The sequence below is a fragment of the Roseospirillum parvum genome, assembly GCF_900100455.1.
GTDB lineage: Bacteria > Pseudomonadota > Alphaproteobacteria > Rhodospirillales > Rhodospirillaceae > Roseospirillum > Roseospirillum parvum.
The window spans coordinates 47,206-64,719 of record NZ_FNCV01000008.1 but is presented as its reverse complement, the minus strand read 5'-3'; the positions used below and the strand labels follow the sequence as shown (position 1 = coordinate 64,719).

Annotated in this window: 19 protein-coding genes; 13 read left to right on the top strand and 6 right to left on the bottom strand. The window is 70.4% G+C overall.

From position 1 onward, the window contains the following. The first annotated feature begins 45 nt into the window (after window positions 1-45). The 9 genes from miaB (at window position 46) to nth (ending at window position 9,406) form a co-directional block, all read left to right on the top strand. Window positions 46-1,446 carry a tRNA (N6-isopentenyl adenosine(37)-C2)-methylthiotransferase MiaB gene (gene miaB / locus BLR95_RS12180; RefSeq protein ID WP_281241299.1) on the top strand — a complete coding sequence of 467 codons (1,401 nt, stop codon included), beginning with the start codon at window positions 46-48 and terminating at the stop codon, window positions 1,444-1,446. Then, a complete protein-coding gene (locus BLR95_RS12175; RefSeq protein ID WP_245689493.1) occupies window positions 1,443-2,471 on the top strand; it encodes a PhoH family protein in 1,029 nt (342 codons plus the stop codon). Before miaB ends, BLR95_RS12175 begins: the two co-directional genes overlap by 4 nt. Further along, window positions 2,468-3,085 (top strand): rRNA maturation RNase YbeY, encoded by a 618-nt coding sequence (gene ybeY, locus BLR95_RS12170; protein ID WP_092620492.1) that lies wholly within the window; start codon window positions 2,468-2,470, stop codon window positions 3,083-3,085. Before BLR95_RS12175 ends, ybeY begins: the two co-directional genes overlap by 4 nt. Then, window positions 3,082-4,083 carry a hemolysin family protein gene (locus BLR95_RS12165; RefSeq protein ID WP_092620489.1) on the top strand — a complete coding sequence of 334 codons (1,002 nt, stop codon included), beginning with the start codon at window positions 3,082-3,084 and terminating at the stop codon, window positions 4,081-4,083. The genes ybeY and BLR95_RS12165 overlap by 4 nt, the downstream gene beginning before the upstream one ends. Beyond that, window positions 4,080-5,699 (top strand): apolipoprotein N-acyltransferase, encoded by a 1,620-nt coding sequence (gene lnt / locus BLR95_RS12160; protein WP_092620486.1) that lies wholly within the window; start codon window positions 4,080-4,082, stop codon window positions 5,697-5,699. Before BLR95_RS12165 ends, lnt begins: the two co-directional genes overlap by 4 nt. Before the next feature lie 107 nt (window positions 5,700-5,806). Next, window positions 5,807-6,298 (top strand): helix-turn-helix domain-containing protein, encoded by a 492-nt coding sequence (locus BLR95_RS12155; protein WP_092620483.1) that lies wholly within the window; start codon window positions 5,807-5,809, stop codon window positions 6,296-6,298. Between the two features lie 210 nt (window positions 6,299-6,508). Further along, window positions 6,509-7,681 (top strand): methionine adenosyltransferase, encoded by a 1,173-nt coding sequence (gene metK / locus BLR95_RS12150; RefSeq protein WP_092620480.1) that lies wholly within the window; start codon window positions 6,509-6,511, stop codon window positions 7,679-7,681. Window positions 7,682-8,009: 328 nt separating this feature from the next. Then, complete coding sequence (gene trmB, locus BLR95_RS12145) at window positions 8,010-8,777, top strand: tRNA (guanine(46)-N(7))-methyltransferase TrmB (protein ID WP_092620477.1); 768 nt, start codon at window positions 8,010-8,012, stop codon at window positions 8,775-8,777. After that, complete coding sequence (gene nth / locus BLR95_RS12140; protein ID WP_092620474.1) at window positions 8,774-9,406, top strand: endonuclease III; 633 nt, start codon at window positions 8,774-8,776, stop codon at window positions 9,404-9,406. The genes trmB and nth overlap by 4 nt, the downstream gene beginning before the upstream one ends. A gap of 228 nt (window positions 9,407-9,634) precedes the next feature. On the opposite strand, the gene secB is transcribed toward nth, so the two are convergent. Beyond that, on the bottom strand, window positions 9,635-10,126 hold the full coding sequence (gene secB / locus BLR95_RS12135) for a protein-export chaperone SecB (protein WP_092620472.1): 492 nt from the start codon (window positions 10,124-10,126) through the stop codon (window positions 9,635-9,637). A 46-nt stretch (window positions 10,127-10,172) separates the two neighbouring features. Then, window positions 10,173-10,652 carry an FxsA family protein gene (locus BLR95_RS12130; protein ID WP_092620469.1) on the bottom strand — a complete coding sequence of 160 codons (480 nt, stop codon included), beginning with the start codon at window positions 10,650-10,652 and terminating at the stop codon, window positions 10,173-10,175. Window positions 10,653-10,979: 327 nt separating this feature from the next. On the opposite strand from BLR95_RS12130, the gene BLR95_RS12125 reads away from it, so the two are divergent. Then, window positions 10,980-11,669 carry a Tim44/TimA family putative adaptor protein gene (locus tag BLR95_RS12125; protein ID WP_092620466.1) on the top strand — a complete coding sequence of 230 codons (690 nt, stop codon included), beginning with the start codon at window positions 10,980-10,982 and terminating at the stop codon, window positions 11,667-11,669. Window positions 11,670-11,690: 21 nt separating this feature from the next. Next, entirely contained in the window at window positions 11,691-13,004 is a 1,314-nt protein-coding gene (gene mltA / locus BLR95_RS12120; protein WP_092620463.1) for a murein transglycosylase A, read from the top strand. Between the two features lie 283 nt (window positions 13,005-13,287). On the opposite strand, the gene BLR95_RS12115 is transcribed toward mltA, so the two are convergent. Next, window positions 13,288-14,232, bottom strand: coding sequence for a DnaJ C-terminal domain-containing protein (locus tag BLR95_RS12115; RefSeq protein WP_092620460.1), 945 nt, complete (start codon window positions 14,230-14,232; stop codon window positions 13,288-13,290). 121 nt (window positions 14,233-14,353) lie between these two features. Continuing rightward, entirely contained in the window at window positions 14,354-14,830 is a 477-nt protein-coding gene (locus tag BLR95_RS12110) for an RT0821/Lpp0805 family surface protein (RefSeq protein WP_245689491.1), read from the bottom strand. 183 nt (window positions 14,831-15,013) lie between these two features. On the opposite strand from BLR95_RS12110, the gene pdxH reads away from it, so the two are divergent. After that, window positions 15,014-15,676 carry a pyridoxamine 5'-phosphate oxidase gene (gene pdxH / locus BLR95_RS12105; RefSeq protein WP_092620454.1) on the top strand — a complete coding sequence of 221 codons (663 nt, stop codon included), beginning with the start codon at window positions 15,014-15,016 and terminating at the stop codon, window positions 15,674-15,676. A gap of 15 nt (window positions 15,677-15,691) precedes the next feature. Continuing rightward, window positions 15,692-16,678, top strand: coding sequence for a cation diffusion facilitator family transporter (locus tag BLR95_RS12100; protein ID WP_143130993.1), 987 nt, complete (start codon window positions 15,692-15,694; stop codon window positions 16,676-16,678). A gap of 229 nt (window positions 16,679-16,907) precedes the next feature. Here BLR95_RS12100 and BLR95_RS12095 read toward each other — a convergent pair whose 3' ends face one another. Together BLR95_RS12095 and BLR95_RS12090 are read right to left on the bottom strand one after the other, a co-directional pair. Further along, window positions 16,908-17,114: a YgaP family membrane protein gene (locus BLR95_RS12095; RefSeq protein ID WP_092620451.1), complete on the bottom strand. Its 207-nt coding sequence runs from the start codon at window positions 17,112-17,114 to the stop codon at window positions 16,908-16,910. An 18-nt stretch (window positions 17,115-17,132) separates the two neighbouring features. After that, window positions 17,133-17,456, bottom strand: a complete 324-nt coding sequence (locus tag BLR95_RS12090) for an ArsR/SmtB family transcription factor (RefSeq protein ID WP_092620448.1) — start codon at window positions 17,454-17,456, stop codon at window positions 17,133-17,135. Window positions 17,457-17,514 lie beyond the last annotated feature (58 nt).

Here is a 17,514-nt window from a genome sequence, read left to right as displayed (position 1 = left end):
TGGCGGTCCGCCCTCCCTCGCGACAATCGGCTCCTGGCAAGAGACGTGGCCAAACAGCTTTTCATCAAGACCTTCGGATGTCAGATGAACGTCCATGATTCGGCCCGCATGGCCGATGTCATGGCGCCCCTGGGCTATGCCCTGACGGAGGATGCCGGCGCCGCCGACATCGTGCTGCTCAACACCTGCCACATCCGCGAGAAGGCGGCCGAGAAGGTCTATTCCGAACTGGGCCGCCTGCGCCGCCGCATCGAGGCGCGGCGCCGCGCCGGGGGCGAGACCCTGCTCGCCGTGGCCGGCTGCGTGGCCCAGGCCGAGGGGCCGGAGCTTCTGGCCCGCGCCCCCTTCGTCGATCTGGTGCTGGGGCCGCTGACCCTGTTCCGCCTGCCCGAGTTCGTCGCCCAGGCCCACCGTGCCCTGGCCGCCGGGGCCTGCCCGGTGGCTGCCGACGGCGGCCGCAAGGGCCTGGGGCTGATCGACACCGACTTCCCGGCCGAGCCCAAGTTCGACCATCTGCCGGCCCCCGGGGTGCAGGGCCCGAGCGCCTTCCTGTCGATCCAGGAGGGCTGCGACCGCTTCTGCACCTTCTGCGTGGTGCCCTACACCCGGGGCGCCGAGTACTGCCGCCCGGCGGCCGACATCATTGCCGAGGCCGAAGCGCTGATCGCCGGCGGGGCGGTCGAGATCACCCTGTTGGGCCAGAACGTCAACGGCTGGCGGGACGCCGACGGCACCCGCTTCGGCGACCTGCTGCGCCGGCTGGCCGGGCTGCCCGGCCTCAAGGCGCTGCGCTACACCACCTCGCACCCGCGCGAGGTCGATGACGCCCTGATCGCCGCCCATGGCGAGCTTCAGGTGCTGGTGCCCTTCCTGCATCTGCCGGTGCAGTCGGGCTCGGACCGCATCCTCAAGGCCATGAACCGGGGCCACACGGCGGCCCACTACCTGGATCTGGTGGCCCGCCTGAAGGCCGCCCGGCCGGGGCTGATGGTGTCGAGCGATTTCATCGTCGGCTTCCCCGGCGAGAGCGAGGCCGATTTCGCGGCGACGCTGGAGGTGGTCGAGCGGGCCGACGTCATCCAGGCCTTCGCCTTCAAGTACTCGCCGCGCCCCGGCACGCCGGCCGCCAGCCTGCCCGATCAGGTGCCGGAAGCGGTCAAGGAAGAGCGTCTGGCCCGCCTGATGGCCCGCCTCGATGCCCGCCAGATGGCCTTCAACCAGGCCTCGGTGGGGCGCCGCTTCCCGGTTCTGCTGGACCGCCCGGGGCGCCGTCCGGGTCAGCTCGTGGGGCGCTCGCCGTACATGCAGCCGGTGCACGTGATGACCGAAACGGCCCGCCTCGGCGAGCTGGTCGAGGTCGAGATCGAGGCCGCCCATCCGCACAGTCTGGCCGGCGTGATCCTCGAGGCTCCGCCCCGCCAAGACCCTGAACGAGCCTGCGCGTGAGCCCCCAGCCCGCCCCGCCGGATGACCCGATCACCCTGGCCCTGTCCTTCGAGGACAACCGCGCCGTCCAGGTGCTGTTCGGGCCGGACAACGCCAACCTGACGCGCCTTGAATCGCGGCTCGGGGTGGCGGTGGTCAGCCGCGGCAACGGGGTTGCCATCAGCGGCCCGCGGCCCGGCGCCGAGGCGGCCGGCGAGGCCCTGGAGCGGCTCTATGGCGAGGCCGTCCGGGGCCGCGAGGTGGCCGCCGCCGAGGTCGACGCGGCGGTGCGCCACAGCGCCGTGGCCGATCCCGCCCAGCGGCTCGACCCGGCGGCGCTGGAGGCGCTGACCATCCACACCTACAAGCGCCCGATCGCCCCGCGCTCGCCGACCCAGGGGACCTACGTCAAGGCCATGCAGGACCACGAGCTGGTCTTCGGCCTGGGCCCGGCCGGCACCGGCAAGACCTTCCTGGCCGTGGCGATGGCGGTGGGGATGCTGCGCCAGGGCCGGGTCGAGCGGCTGATCCTGTCGCGCCCGGCGGTCGAGGCGGGCGAGAAGATCGGCTTTCTGCCCGGCGACATGCGCGACAAGGTCGATCCCTACCTGCGCCCGCTGTACGACGCCCTGCACGTCTGCCTGCCCGGCGACAAGGTGGCCCGGGCCCTGGAGTCGGGCGACATCGAGGTGGCGCCGCTGGCCTTCATGCGCGGCCGCACCCTGTCCAACGCCTTCGTCATCCTGGACGAGGCGCAGAACACCACGCCGACCCAGATGAAGATGTTCCTGACCCGCCTCGGCGAGAACTCGCGCATGGTGGTGACCGGCGACCTGTCGCAGGTCGACCTGCCGCTGGGCGCCCGTTCGGGCTTGAAGGACGCCCTGGGCGTGCTCGAGGGGTTGGACGGCATGGCGGCGGTGCGCTTCACGGCGCGCGACGTGGTGCGCCACGATCTGGTGACCCGCATCGTGCGTGCCTACGATCAGCATGAAGGGGCCCTGGCGGTGACCCCGGGCCCGCAGCAAGGAGACGCCGAGCCATGACAGCCGACCCGGCCGTGGCGGCGACCGAACCCCGTCTTGATCTCGACGTGGCGATGGCCGTCAGCATTGACGAGCCAGAATGGCTGGGCGCCCTGCCCGAGGCCGAGGCGCTGGTCCAGGCGGCCACCCTGGCGGCGCTCAGGGTCGGTCTGGCGGATCGCGCCCAGCATCTGGAGGATGGTGCCCTGGAGGATGGTGCCGGCGAGCCGATCACCGGCGCCCTGGAGGTCAGCGTGGTGCTGACCGACGAGCGCACCGTGTGGGAGCTCAACCGGGCCCATCGCGGCCAGGACAAGCCGACCAACGTGCTCTCCTTCGCCACCCTGGACGATCCCGAGGCGCCGGAGCCGGTGGAGGGTCAGCCGCTGTTGCTGGGCGACGTGGTGTTGTCCTACGACACCTGCGCCGACGAGGCCGAGGCGGCCGGCAAGCCGCTGGCCGACCATCTGGCCCATCTGGTCATCCACGGGGTGTTGCACCTGCTCGGCCACGACCATCTGGAAGACGACGAGGCGGCCGAGATGGAAGCCCTGGAAAGCCGGGCCATGGCCACCCTCGGCCGGCCCGACCCCTATGCCGATTCCGATCCCGTTCCACTTACGAAACGACCATGACCGACTCAAACGACCCCGACGATCCGGACCCGCGCAGTAGCCCGGCCGTCGACCCCATCGGACCCCCTGATCCGGCGGCGCGCGACGGCGACGACGGCAAGCCCAGGCGGCGTCGCCTGTTCGGCCTGCTGAAAGGCTGGCGCGGCCGCAACGGCGAGACCGGCCACACCCTGGAAGACTTCCTGGAACAGCACGGCGAACACGCCGAGACGGCGCTCGATGGCCAGGAGCGCCAGCTTCTCGGCAACATCCTGCACCTGCGCGACCAGACCGCCTACGACGTGATGATCCCGCGGGCCGACATCGTCGCCGTCGAGGTCGACATGCCGCTGATCGAGGCGGTGCGCCTGGGCGCCGGGCGGGGCCATTCGCGGCTGCCCATCTACCGCGACAACCTGGACGACGTGATCGGCATGATCCACATCAAGGATCTGCTGCCGGCGCTGACCGAGAACGCCTTCGGCTGCGACACCCCGGGCTGCCCCAAGCCCCAGGACGGGCAGGGCGAGCCGCCCGGCCTGGGCGCCCTGGTCCGCCCGGTGCTGTTCGTGGCGCCCACCGCCCGGGTCCTCGACCTGTTGCTGGAAATGCGCCTGAAGCGTCTGCACATGGCCATGGTGGTCGACGAGTACGGCGGCATCGACGGCCTGATCACCATCGAGGATCTGGTCGAGCAGATCGTCGGCGAGATCGAGGACGAGCACGACATCGAGGTGGAGCCGGAAATCCTGCCCCGCCCCGATGGCAGCGTGATCGCCGACGCCCGGGTGCCGCTGGAGGACTTCGAGGAACGCTTCGGCGCCCTGTTCTCGGACGACGAGAAGGAAGAGGCCGACACCCTGGGCGGTCTGGTCTTCCTGGCCGCCGGGCGGGTGCCGGCGCGCGGCGAGCTGATTGCCCACCCCAGCGGCCTGACCTTCGAGATCCTGGACGGCGACCCGCGCCGGGTGCGCCGCCTGCGCCTGCGCAACATCCCGACGGTGGACTGGCAGCCATGAGCCCGTCCGGCCGGCTGGTCGGCCGGCTGTCCGGGATGAGCCCGGGGCGTTGGGCCGGGATGAGCCGAGTCCGGCGGGCCGGGTTGGCCCTGCTGGCCGGCGCCCTGAGCGCCCTGGCCCTGCCGCCGTGGCATCTGTTGCCGCTGTTGCCGCTCGGTCTGACGGCGCTGCTGGGGCTGACCCTGACCGCCGGCTCGACGGGGCGCGCGGCGCTCACCGGCTGGGCCTTCGGAACCGGGTTCTTCGCCCTTGGCCTGTACTGGGTGGGCGAGGCCTTCCTGGTCGACGCCGAGCGCTTCGCTTGGCTGCTGCCGATCGCCATGCCAGCCTTCGCCGGCGGTCTGGCGCTTTATCACGCCCTGGTCGGCGGGCTGCTGTGGCGGCTGGCCGGCGGGGCACAGGGCGCCGCCCGACCGCTCACCGGCGCCCTGCTGCTGGCCGCCCTGTGGGTGCTGGCCGAGCTGCTGCGCGGCTGGCTGTTCACCGGCTTTCCGTGGAACCCGCTGGCCGCCGTGTGGATGCCGGTCGACGCCCTGCTCCAGCCGGTGGCGTGGGTCGGCGTGGCCGGCCTGTCGCTGCTCACCGCCCTGGCGGCGCTGGCCCCGGCCCCCTGGCTGGCCCCCGGGCGGCGCCGTGCCTGGATGAGCGTCGCCCTGCTCACCCCCCTGCTGCTGGCCGGCGGGGCCGGGGCGCTGCGCCTGTCCGCCGCCCCGGGGCTCGACGATCCGGCCGCCGTGGTGCCCGGGGTGCGCCTGAGGCTGGTCCAGCCGGCCATCCCGCAGGCCGACAAGTGGAAGCCGGAGTTGCGGGTCGGCCACGTGGAACGCCAGATCGCCCTGTCGCGCGCCCCCGGATTCGAGGATTTCTCGCTGGTCATCTGGGCCGAGACGGCGGTGCCCTTCGCCCTGGGCCGGCAGGACGCGGTGTTCGCCGCCGTCGCCGCCGCCGCCCCGCCGGGGGGCGCCGTGATCACCGGGGCGCCACGCCTGACGCCGCCTGGCGCGCCGATCAGGCGGATGTGGAACAGCGTCGTGGCGCTGGACGATCAGGGCCGCCAGCTCGCCCTTTACGACAAGCAGCATCTGGTGCCCTTCGGCGAGTACGTGCCGTTCAGCGACCTCCTGCCGCTGCCCAAGCTGACCGAGGGCGGCACCGACTTCTCGCCCGGCCAGGGACCCCGGCGCCTGATCCTGCCCGGCCTGCCGCCGGCCAGCCCGCTGGTCTGCTACGAGATCATCTTCCCCGAGGCGGTGGTCGACCGCGCCCTGGTGCCCCGGCCCCAGTGGCTGCTCAACCTGACCAACGATGGCTGGTTCGGCAGCGGGCCGGGGCCGCGCCAGCATTTCGCCCTGGCCCGCCTGCGCGCCGTGGAAAGCGCCCTGCCGGTGGTCCGGGTGGCCAACACCGGCATCTCGGCGGTGATCGACTCCCATGGCCGGGTGCGCGGCCGACTCGACCTGTTCGAGCGCGGGGTGCTCGACGCCGACCTGCCGCGCCCCGCCGCCACCCCCGTCCTGGCCGGGTGGCGCAATCCGGTGATGGGAGGTTTGGCGTTGGGGATTATCGTTGTCGTTGTGGCACTTCGCAGCAAGTCCAAGAAAACGGCCCATGAGTGAATAATAAACTATAAAATTTTCAAGCCTTTAAGCTTTTGATTGACGCTATCCTCCCCGGGGCACTAGTATTTGATCTTCAAATAACCGTTGAAGAGGGACCTCCCTCCATGGCGCACGCCGCGAATTCCCAGCCCGACCGTACCGAAAATGCCCGTTCACCCCGGGGCCGGTTGCCCTCCGGCCAGCCCAACCCGGTGGATGTGCATGTGGGTGCCCGCCTGCGGTTGCGCCGCACCCTGCTCGGCATGAGCCAGGAGCGCCTGGGCGCCGCGCTGGGCCTGACCTTCCAGCAGGTGCAGAAATACGAACGGGGGGCCAACCGCATCGGGGCCAGCCGGCTGTGGGACCTGAGCCGCGTGCTCGACGTGCCGGTGGCCTATTTCTTCGAGGACATGGACCCCGACGTGGCCGACCTCAGCCCGCGCCACGTGCGCCCGGACAGCGCCGATCCCGAAACCGGCGAGGACGAGGACTCCACCACCCAGCGCGAAACCCTGGAGTTGGTGCGCGCCTACCGCCGCATTCCGGAACCCCGGGTGCGCCGCCGCCTGTACGACCTGACGCGGACCCTGAGCGACGCCGCCAACGGCGACGGCTGAGCCTCCCGGTCGGGTCCGCTGTCGCGGACTTGAAATACCCACGCCCTTGGATATAGTGCGGCCTTCCCACCTCCGGGTCCGGAAGGTCGCCCTGTCTGCGCGCCGGTTCTTGCGCTTCAGTCCCGCCGTTCGGGCCTCTTCGGAGCACAACAGAACATGCCCCGCCGCCGTGATCCATCGGCGGTGCGGCCCAGCGGTGGAGGAAGTCCCTTGAGCCTGTCCGATTACCTGTTCACCAGCGAGTCCGTCTCCGAAGGCCATCCCGACAAGGTCTGTGACCGGGTCTCGGACACCGTGGTCGACCTCTTCCTGGCCGCCGACCCGCTGTCGCGCGTCGCCGTGGAAACCCTGGCCACCACCAACTTCGTGGTCCTCGCCGGCGAGGTGCGCGGCCCCGACACCCTCGATCACGAGGCCTTCAAGAAGGCCGCCCGCGAGGCCATCAAGGACATCGGCTACGAACAGCACGGCTTCCACTGGCGCGACGCCGAGATCACCTCGCACATCCACAGCCAGTCGGCCGACATCGCCCAGGGCGTGGACAGCGCCGACAACAAGGACGAAGGCGCCGGCGACCAGGGCATCATGTTCGGCTTCGCCTGCGATGAAACCCCGCAGCTGATGCCGGCCCCGATCCAGTATTCGCACCAGATCCTGAAAGCCATGGCCGAGGACCGCAAGTCCGGCGTCCAGCCCGGCTTCGGCCCGGACTCGAAGAGCCAGGTCACCCTGAAATACGAAGGCGGCAAGCCGGTGCGGGCGACCAGCGTCGTCGTCTCCACCCAGCACGACGCCAGTCTGTCGCAGGCCGAGGTGCGCGAGATCGTCCGCCCCTACGTGGAAAAGGTCCTGCCCGCCGGCTGGATGCCGCCGGAGGAGGAGTTCTACGTCAACCCCACCGGCCGCTTCGTGATCGGCGGCCCGGACGGCGACTGCGGCCTGACCGGGCGCAAGATCATCGTCGACACCTACGGCGGCGCGGCGCCCCACGGCGGTGGCGCCTTCTCCGGCAAGGATCCGACCAAGGTCGACCGCTCGGCCGCCTATGCCGCCCGCTATCTGGCCAAGAACGTGGTCGCCGCCGGGCTGGCCAGCCGCTGCACCATCCAGCTTTCCTACGCCATCGGCGTCTCCAAGCCGCTGTCGGTGTACCTCAACTGCGACGGCACCAATCAGGTCGACCTGAACCAGTTGTCCCAGGTGCTGTGCGAACTGGTCGACCTGTCGCCGCGCGGCATTCGCGAACACCTCGGCCTGTCGCGCCCGATCTACGCCCGCACCGCCGCCTACGGCCACTTCGGCCGCGAGCCGGAAGCCGACGGCGGCTTCTCGTGGGAACGCACCGACCTGACCGAGAAACTGAAAACCCGCTTCGGCGCTTGACGGCCAACCCTGGCGGCGCCGGCGCGTGCGGCACCGCTGAGTTGGGGGCTTTGCCCCCAAGCCCCCACCGGGGGATCGAAGGCGATCCCCCGGACCCCCTCCTTTCATTGGTGCCAAGCCCCGCCGGTTTCGCCAAATGCCCGTATGTTGTTTTCGCAGGCCAGCGAAGCTGGCCTGCAACCAAACACCACATGGGCGTTCCACGAAGACTTGGCGTTTCGCACCAACGAATTGGCGGGGTCCGGGGGGACCCCGTCCCCCCGGCGGGGATACAAAGGGGCAGCGCCCCTTTGTTTTGTTTTTCGCCAGTTCGCGAGGTTGGTGGCCCATGGCACGGCGGGTGGATGAGGGGCGTCTGGTTCGCGATCCGTTGCTGGCCTTGGCGGCCGAGCCGGATGACGGGCGGGACGGTCGCTTTCATGGTCGGCGCAGGGGCAAGCATCTGAAGCCGGGGCGGCAGCGGGCGCTCGAGGTGGTGCTGCCGCGTCTGTCCTTCCAGGTGCCCGAGGCGGGCGGGCTTGATCCCTGGGCCCTGTTCGACGCCCGGCCGGCCGCTCTGTGGCTGGAAATCGGCTTTGGCGGCGGCGAGCATCTGGCGGCCCAGGCCGAGGCCAACCCCGGGGTGGGGCTGATCGGCTGCGAGCCCTTTCTCAACGGTCTGGGCAGCCTGTGTGCCCTCATCGAGGACAAGGGGCTGGGCAACGTGCGCCTCCTGCCCGACGACGCCCGGCCGCTGCTGGCCGCCCTGCCCGAGGGCTGCCTGGAGCGGGTCTTCGTGCTCTTCCCCGATCCCTGGCCCAAGACCCGCCACGCCAAGCGCCGGCTGATCTCGCCGCGCACCCTGTCGGCGCTGGCCCGGATCACCGCGCCGGGCGGCGAGCTTCGGGTGTTCAGCGACGATCCGACCTATGTCCGCTGGGCCCTGCGCCATGGCACCGAGCATGCCGAGTGGCAGTGGACGGCCCGGGTGCCCGGCGACTGGCGCGCCCCGCCGGCCGACCACGCCCGAACCCGCTACGAGGAAAAGGCCCTGGCCGAGGGCCGGGTGCCGCGCTATCTGGTCTTCCGTCGCCGCCCGGAGCCCGCCGCGCCATGACCCCCGTCCAGATCGAAAGCTTCTTCGCCCGCCTCGCCGCCGCCAATCCCGAGCCCAAGAGCGAGCTTGAGCATGTCAACGCCTTCACCCTGCTGGTTGCCGTGGTGCTCTCGGCCCAGGCCACCGACAAGGGGGTGAACAAGGCGACCAGGGCGCTGTTCGAGCAGGTCACCACGCCCCAGGCCATGCTGGAGCTGGGCGAGGACGGCCTGAAAGAGCACATCAAGACCATCGGCCTGTTCAACAGCAAGGCGCGCAATGTCATTGCGTTGTCGGAACAACTGGTTCGCGACCACGGCGGCGCTGTGCCGGCCGATCGCGCGGCGCTGGAAGCCCTGCCCGGGGTGGGGCGCAAGACCGCCAACGTGGTGCTGAACGTGGCCTTCGGCCAGCCGACCATGGCGGTGGACACCCACATTTTCAGGGTCGCCAACCGCACCGGCCTGGCCCCCGGCAAGACTCCCCGGGCGGTCGAGGACGGCCTGCTCAAGGTGGTGCCGCCAGCCTACCTCCTGCACGCCCACCACTGGCTGATCCTGCACGGACGCTACACCTGCACCGCCCGCAAACCCAAATGCGACACCTGCCCGGCCCACGACCTGTGCCCACGCCTGGGCGTGGCGTGCTGAGCCACGTCAAAGGGGCGCCGCCCCTTTGAAATCCCCGCTGGGGAGGCCGGGAGGCCTCCCCAGACCCCACCATGAGTCAAAGCCGTGAAGAGGGGGGTATCCGAGCGCGCGCGCTCGGATACCCCCCTCTTCACGGCTTTAAGTCGCGGCGGGGGTCCGGGGGGGCCCCTGGTCCCCCCGGCGGGGGTTCCAAGGGGGCAGCGCCCCCTTGGCGTATCCCGGCGCGCCTCAGCCCTGGGCTTGGGCGTTGGCCTGGGCGCGGCGTTGTTGGTAGAGGGCCAGGAAGTCGATCGGTTGCAGCATCAGGGGCGGGAAGCCGCCGTTGCCGGTGGTTTCGGCGATGATCTGGCGGGCGAAGGGGAACATCACGCGGGGTGCTTCGACCATGATCAGCGGTTCCATGTGTTCCTGGGCCGCGTTGACGGTGATGGTGGCGGCGTATTTCAGTTCCAGCACGAACACCTTGCGTTCGCCCAGGCGGCTTTCGGCGTTGAAGCCGAGGATCACCTCGAAGACCGGGCTTTCCTTGCTCAGGCGGCTCACTTCCACATCGACCGAGATGGGGATTTCCGGCTGGTTGCGCGACAGCTCGGCGAACACGTGGGGGGTGTTGGGGCTTTCGAAGGAGAGGTCCTTCACGTACTGCATGTTGATGACCAGGGGCGGCTGCGGGGCCTGGTTCTGGGGATCGGGGGTCGGGGTGTCGGGCGCGTCGGCCATGTTTCGGGGGTTCCTTTTCAGGGGCTTCGGGTGTGGGAGGGTCGGCTCAGTTGGCGTTGGGGTCGGTCTTGTCGACCACCTTGAAGTCGCCCTCGACCACGTTGGGGTCGGCGGGGCCGCGCGGCCGGCCGCCGGCGGCGTTGATCTCGGCCTCCATGACGATGCGGCCCGAGGATTCCATCCAGGCCAGCAGCCACTGGCGCAGGCGCTCGCGCACCGGCGGGGCGAACAGGGCCAGGCCGATGGCATCGGTGAAGAAGCCGGGGGTGAGCAGCAGGGCGCCGGCGACCAGCAGGCAGCCGGCGTCGAACAGCTCGCGCATGGGCGGCCGGCCGGCCTCGACGCTTTCCTGGATGCGCCGCGCCGTGCTCAGGCCCTGGTGGCGCAACAGCCAGGTGCCGGCCAGGGCGGTGATGATGATGCACAAAAGGGTGTTGCCGAGACCGATGGCACCGCCGAGCTGGATGAACAGGGCGATCTCGATCAACGGAATACCGATGAAAAGTGCGGGGATCAGGAGTGCCATGCTTGCCCTTGTCGTGCTGGAGGCCTATCTAGGGAGCTTGAGAGGGCCTGGATCGAGAGGCACCTCCCCGCCCGGCGAGTCGTGGCGCCGGCCCGATGGATCGGGTCGTGGCGCCGCCAGGATGCTGCGGAATCGGGGTGGCTGTCCACTCGCCGGGTCCGCCTCAGGCGGGCGCGGGGGACCCTAACCGATCTTGGGCCGTCCGAGAAGCCTGGGTCGTCTCGCCAGGGTCCCGCTCGATCCAGAGTTCCCGCCCGATGGGGTCAGCCACCGCCTTTCCCGCCAGCAGCCCTCCCTTCAACGAGAAAACCGGACGGCCGAACAGTCATGGGTGACGGATTCCAGTTCTTCGACATCATCATCCTGGCCCTCATCGCGGGCTTTCTGGTGCTGCGCCTGCGCAGCACCCTGGGCCGGCGCACCGGGCATCAGGAATCGCCCGACGCGGCCCGCTGGCAGCGCCAGTGGGACAACGGCGACAGTCGCGAGGCCCCGGCCCAGCAGCTCGACCTGCCGGGCGCCGCCGCCGCCGAGCCGGACGACGAGGAACTGCCGACCGGCCCGGTCGGCCTGGGCGTGGGCCGCATCCGCGCGGTCGATCCCGGCTTTCGCCTGACCCCCTTCATGGAAGGCGCCAAGGCGGCTTTCGAGATGATTCTCGCCGCCTTCGCCAAGGGTGATCTGGAAACCCTGCGCGGCCTGTTGTCGGACGAGGTCTACGGCGACTTCAAGGCGGCCATCGAGCGGCGTCAGGCGGCCGGCCAGACGATGAGCACCGAAATGCTGGGCTTCAAGCGGCTGGAGGCCGAGGAGGCCGAGCTGGTCGACGGCCACATGGCTCAGATCACCGTGCGCTTCGTTTCCGAACAGGTGAACGTGGTGAAGGACGCCGACGGCCAGGTGGTCGAGGGCGACCCCGAGCACATCGCCCAGGTCACCGACCTGTGGACCTTCGCCCGCGACACCCGCTCCGACAGCCCCAACTGGCTGCTGGTCGCCACCGACACCGTCGACTGAGCCGGCGCGGCGTTTCCGTCCATGCCCGCCGGCGGTTCCTCCCCGACCGCGCCCGCCCGCTTCCGGCGCGGGTTGCTGCTTGGCCTGGGCCTGATCGTCGGCGCCGGGGCGCTGATCGCCGGAGCCGTCGCGGCCGGCTGGTGGGCCCGGGGCGAGTTGGCCCCGCCGACCCTGGTGGTCACCCCGCCGCCTCTCCTGCCGCCCGACGCCACGCCCCCCGAACCCCTCCCCGAGGACGGCGCGCCGCCCAACCCGCTGGCCTTGATCGACGTGCCGATCGAGGTGCTGCCGGGCTGGGCCGAGGACGACCTGGGCGGCCTGTCGGAGGCCTTTTCCCGCTCCTGCGCCCGGCTCGAGGGCAGGCCCGCCGACACTCCCCTGGGATCGGCCCCCCTGGGATCGCCCAACGCCGACCTGGGGACCATCGGCGACTGGCGACGGGCCTGCGCCGCCGTGCTCGCCGTGCCGGCCGACGATGCCGACGCCCTGCGCCGCCGGCTGGCCGAGACCTTCACCGCCCACCTCGTCTTCGACCGCAAGAAGGGCCGCGACCACGGCCTGTTCACGGGTTATTACGAAGCCGAACTGAACGCCGCGCCGACCCGCCACGGGCCCTACCAGAGCCCCATCCATGGCCGCCCGCCGGACCTCGTCAGCCTCGACCTTGAGCCCTTCTCGGAGGAGTTGGCCGGTCAGCGCATCATTGGCCGGGTGGAGGGGGATCGCTTCGTGCCCTACCCGGCGCGCGCCGCCATCGATGCCGGGGCGCTGCCCGAAACCACGCCCGTGGTGCTGTGGGCCGACGATCCGGTGGATGTCTTTTTCCTGCACATCCAGGGCTCGGCCCGGGTCCGCCTGCCCGATGGCACCACCCGGCGCATCGGCTACGCGGCCAACAACGGCCACCGTTTCGTCGGCATCGGCAGCCTGATGCGCCAACGCGGGCTGCTCAAGGACCTGTCCATGCAGACCATCCGCGACTGGCTCAGGGCCCACCCCGACACCGCCGCCGAGCTGATGGCCGAAAACCCGCGCTACATCTTCTTCCGCGAGATCGACGGCGAAGGCCCCATCGGCGCCCAGGGCGTGCCGCTGACCCCGCTGCGCAGCCTCGCCGTGGATCGCCGCCACATTCCCCTGGGCGCCCTGGTCTGGCTGGATACCACCCAACCCGACGGCACCCCCCTGAGCCGCCTGATGGTCGCCCAGGACGTGGGCGGCGCCATCAAGGGCGTCATCCGCGGCGACGTCTTCTGGGGCACCGGCGAAGCCGCCCTGAAACACGCCGGCGGCATGGCACAACAGGGCCGAGTGTTCGTGCTGCGGCCCAGGTAGCCGCACACACCAAGGGGGCGCCGCCCCCTTGACCCCCACCGGGGGGACAGGGTCCCCCCGGACCCCGCCAATTCGTTGGTGCGAAACGCTCTCTTTGAGCAGTACGCTCCCTGGTTTTTGGTTGCAGGCCAGCTTCGCTGGCCTGCGAAAACAACATGCGGGCATTTGGCGAAGCCGGAGGGACTTGGCACCAACGAAAGGCGGGGGTCCGGGGGACCGCCTTCGGTCCCCCGGCGGGGTTCAAGGGGCAGCGCCCCTTTGTCGTTGTCGCCGGCGGTGTGCCTTACTCCGGGCGCAGGGAGCCTTCGCCTTTGGGGGTCCAGGTTTCGACGAAGGATTTGAGGCGGTCGTCGTGGGGGTCGGGCAGGGTGATCTTTAGGGTCACCAGTTGGTCGCCGTTGCCGTTGGTTCCGGCGGTGCCTTTTCCGGGCAGGCCTTTGCCGCGCAGGCGCAGGGTGTTGCCGGAGTTGCTGCCGGCGGGGATGGTCAGCGAGACCTTGCCGTGCACGGTGGGCACGGTGATGCGGGCGCCGAGCACTGCCTCGCGCAGGCTGATCGGCACGTCGGCCAGGATGTCGAGGCCGTCGCGCCTGAGGATCGGGTGGGGTTTGACCTTGATCTCGACCAGCGCGTCGCCGGGTGGGCCGCCGTGACCGCCGGGGTGGCCCTGGCCTTTCAGGCGCAGGGTGCGGCCGTCCTCGCAGGCCGGTGGGATGCTGACCGAGAGGTGTTTGCCGGTGGCCAGTTGGACCCGCTCGCTGCCGCCCAGGGCGGCGGTCAGGAAGTCGGTGGTCAGGGTGGCGCGCACGTCGGCGCCGCGTTGCGGGGCGGCGCGGCGCTGCTGGCCGCTGCCGGCGCGTCTGAACAGATCGGCGAAGATGTCGTCGTCGGCCAGATCCTCGAAGCCGAAGCCCGAGGTACCGGCACCCGAGGTACCGGGGCGCCACGAGAAGCCGCCGCCGCCGCGCCGGGCACCGCCGCCGCCGAAACCTTGCGGGCGCTCGTTGCCCACGGCGTCGATTTCGCCACGGTCGAAGCGGCGGCGTTGCTCGGGCTTGCCGATCACCGAATAGGCGGTGGACAGTTCCTTGAACCGCTCGGCCGCCTTGGGGTCGCTGGTGTTGGCGTCGGGGTGACGTTCGCGGGCCAGCCGGCGATAGGCTTTCTTGATCTCGTCCTGGCTGGCGCTTTTGGCCACCCCGAGGACCTGATAGGGATCGCGGGGCATGGACGTGAAATGGGACTCCACCGAAGGGCGGCGCCCGGGATGGGCGCCGCGACAGAACCAAAGCCCTTTAAATTAGGGGCGTGGGGCGGTTTCGGGAAGTCCCCGGGGCCGAAGGTGGCCCCTATTTGATGATTTCCCACGAGCCATCGGGCTGCCGGCAGGCGGTGCCGTAGGCGTCCTGCTGGCGGCCGTCGACCTCGATCACCGTGCGGTATTCGCGGCAGTAGCGGCCGCTTTGGCTGTAGCCGTCGCGCACCGGGGTGACGCTGCCGGAGTGCCCGCTGTCGGGGTTGTTCCAGGCGATGGTCTCGCCGACCGGGGCCTGGTGGGCTTCCTGCTGGGCGTTCTCCAGGGCCGCCTGGTCGGCCCGGTCGAGCGACTTGCCGGCCTCGCTGCCCAGCCAGGCGCCGAGCAGGGTGCCGCCGGCGATGGCCGCGTAGCGCCCGGTGCCGCCGCCGATCTGGGTGCCCAGGGCGGCGCCGGCGGCGGCGCCGATCAGGGTGCCGACGGTCTGCTTGTCGCCCTGGCCAGAGCAGCCAGCCAGCCCGCCGCTCAGGATCAGCGCCCCGGCGGCGACCAGAAGGGGAAGGGACTTCAATCGCTTGGTCATGATCCGAGCCTGTTCGTTCAGGATGGTGGTTGCGGCGAAGGGTCTATACGGTGAATCTAGCGTCCCATGATGGCGAAAAAAAGGTGTGCCCTCCGCATGGCTCCGTTCAGGGGTGTGCGGGCGGTCACGCCTTTCGCCGCTTTGTTGCCCCTCGATCAAGAAGCACGCCCCATGTCCGACCCCGCCAACCCGTTTGATCTGCTGCGCGCCTGGTGCGCCGAGGCCGAGGCCAAGGAGCCCGAGGACCCCGATGCCGTCGCCCTGGCCACCGCCACCCCGGACGGCCGGCCCAGCCTGCGCATGGTGCTGCTGAAAACCATCGATGCCGGCGACGGTGCCGGCCACGGGGTGGTCTTCTACACCAACTACGAAAGCCGGAAAGGCCGCGAGCTGCTGGCCAATCCGTTCGCCGCCCTGTGCCTGCACTGGAAAAGCCTGCGCCGGCAGGTGCGCATCGAAGGCCCGGTGACCCCGGTGCCGGCGGCCGAGGCCGATGCCTACTTCGCCTCGCGCTCGCGCGGCTCGAGGATCGGCGCCTGGGCCTCGGAGCAGAGCCGGCCGCTGACCGAACGGGCCGAGCTGGAGCGTCGTGTGGCCCGCTTCACCGCCCGCTACGGGGTCGGCGAGGTGCCCCGGCCGCCCCACTGGTCGGGCTTCAGGCTTTTGCCGTTGCGCTTCGAGTTCTGGCGCGACAAGCCCTTCCGGCTGCACGAGCGGCTGGTCTATGATCGTACCGGTTTGCCGGTCGCGCCCGAGGCGACGCCGGCCCAGCCGCTGATCGCCGCCCTGGGCGAGGCCCCCCCGGCGTGGACCACCTGCCGCCTGTTTCCCTGAGTTCGGAACGCCACCATGAGCCTGGACGAGACCCCCGCCCGCCTCGCCCTGGGCACCGACACCCCCGAGGGGCGGCTGATGCGTCAGGCCACCTATGCCTCGGTGGGGGTGGCCGGCAGTCTGATCCTGATCAAGCTTTTGGCCTGGGCGCTGACCGACTCGGTGGCCCTGCTGTCCAGTCTGGTCGATTCCACCCTCGATGCCATGGCCTCGCTGGTCACCCTGATGGCGGTGCGCCAGGCCCTGGTTCCGGCCGACCACGACCACCGCTTCGGCCACGGCAAGGCCGAGCCCCTGGCCGGTCTGGCCCAGGCCGCCTTCATCACCGGCTCGGGGCTGTTCCTGGTCGCCGAGGCGGTGCAGCGTCTGGGCCGCCCGGCGCCGGTCGACAACGGCCCGCTGGGCATCGCGGTGATGGTCATCTCCATCGCCCTCACCCTGGGGCTGGTCGCCTTCCAGCGCCATGTGGTGAAAAAGACCGCGAGCGTCGCCATCACCGCCGACTCGGTGCACTACACCGGTGACATCCTGCTCAACGGGGCGGTCATCGTTTCGCTGCTGCTGTCGGCCTACGGCGGCATCACCGTGGCCGATCCGCTGTTCGCCCTGGCCATCGCCGCCTACCTGATCCACAACGCCTGGGGCATCGGCCGCGAGGCCCTCGACCTTCTGATGGACCGCGAACTGCCGGAGGAGGAGCGCCAGCGCATCCTCGAGGTGGTGCGCGCCCACCCCGAGGTGATCGACGCCCACGACCTGAGAACCCGCTCCTCGGGCCTCAACACCTTCATCCAGGTGCACGTCGAGATGCCGCGCGACCTGTCGCTGCTGGCCGCCCACGACATCGCCCATCAGGTGCAGCGGGACCTGGAACGCGCCTTCCCCAACGCCGACGTCATCATCCACCAGGATCCGGCCGGGCTGGTCGAACCCCACCACGTGGACCACGCCTACGACCACCGACAAGGCGGCCACCCGGAACGGAACGCCGGCTTCGAGTAGGGGCGGCGTCGAGGCAAGGGGGCGCTGCCCCCTTGACCCCCGCCGGGGGGACCAGGGGCCCCCCCGGACCCCCGCCGCGACTTAAAGCCGTGAAGAGGGGGGTATCCGAGCGCGCGCGCTCGGATACCCCCCTCTTCACGGCTTTGACTCATGGTGGGGTCTGGGGAGGCCTCCCGGCCTCCCCAGCGGGGTTCAAAGGGGCGGAGCCCCTTTGCGTCAACGCCGCGCCCTACTCGAAGGCGGCGCCGACCGGGGCGCCCAGTTTCTTGACGATGATGGCCAGTGGGCAGAAGCCGGTGAAGCTGGCTTGCAGCAGGTTGAGGCCGACCAAGCCGGTGATCCACAGGGCCCAGGTGAGGTTGGCGAACAGGGCCAGGGCGACGGTGATCAGGATCACGCTGCCGGCAAAGGCGAAAACGATGCGGTCGATGGACATGAGGTGGAACTCTCCCCGTCAGGTGGTTTCGTGGTTGCTTGCCGCCGGGCAGTAGAGGTCGGCCAGGGTCGACAGCAGGGTGGCCGTTTCCGGGCTGGCCAGGCGGTAGAAGATGTTCTGCGACTGGCGCCGGGTGGCGACCAGCCCCTTGCGGCGCAGGCGGGCCAGATGCTGCGACAACGCCGACTGGCGCAGTCCGACCAGGGCCTCCAGTTGGCCGACCGACTTTTCCCCCTCGGTCAATTGGCACAGGATGAGCAATCGCTGCTCGTTGCCCAGCAGGCGCATCAGATCGGCGGCCTGGCGAGCCCGGCCCTGGTCGACGAGGTCCCCGGCGATCATGGTTGAAAATTAGCCAATACTAATATATGTCGTCAATGGAAATCGATCCCCTTCAAGC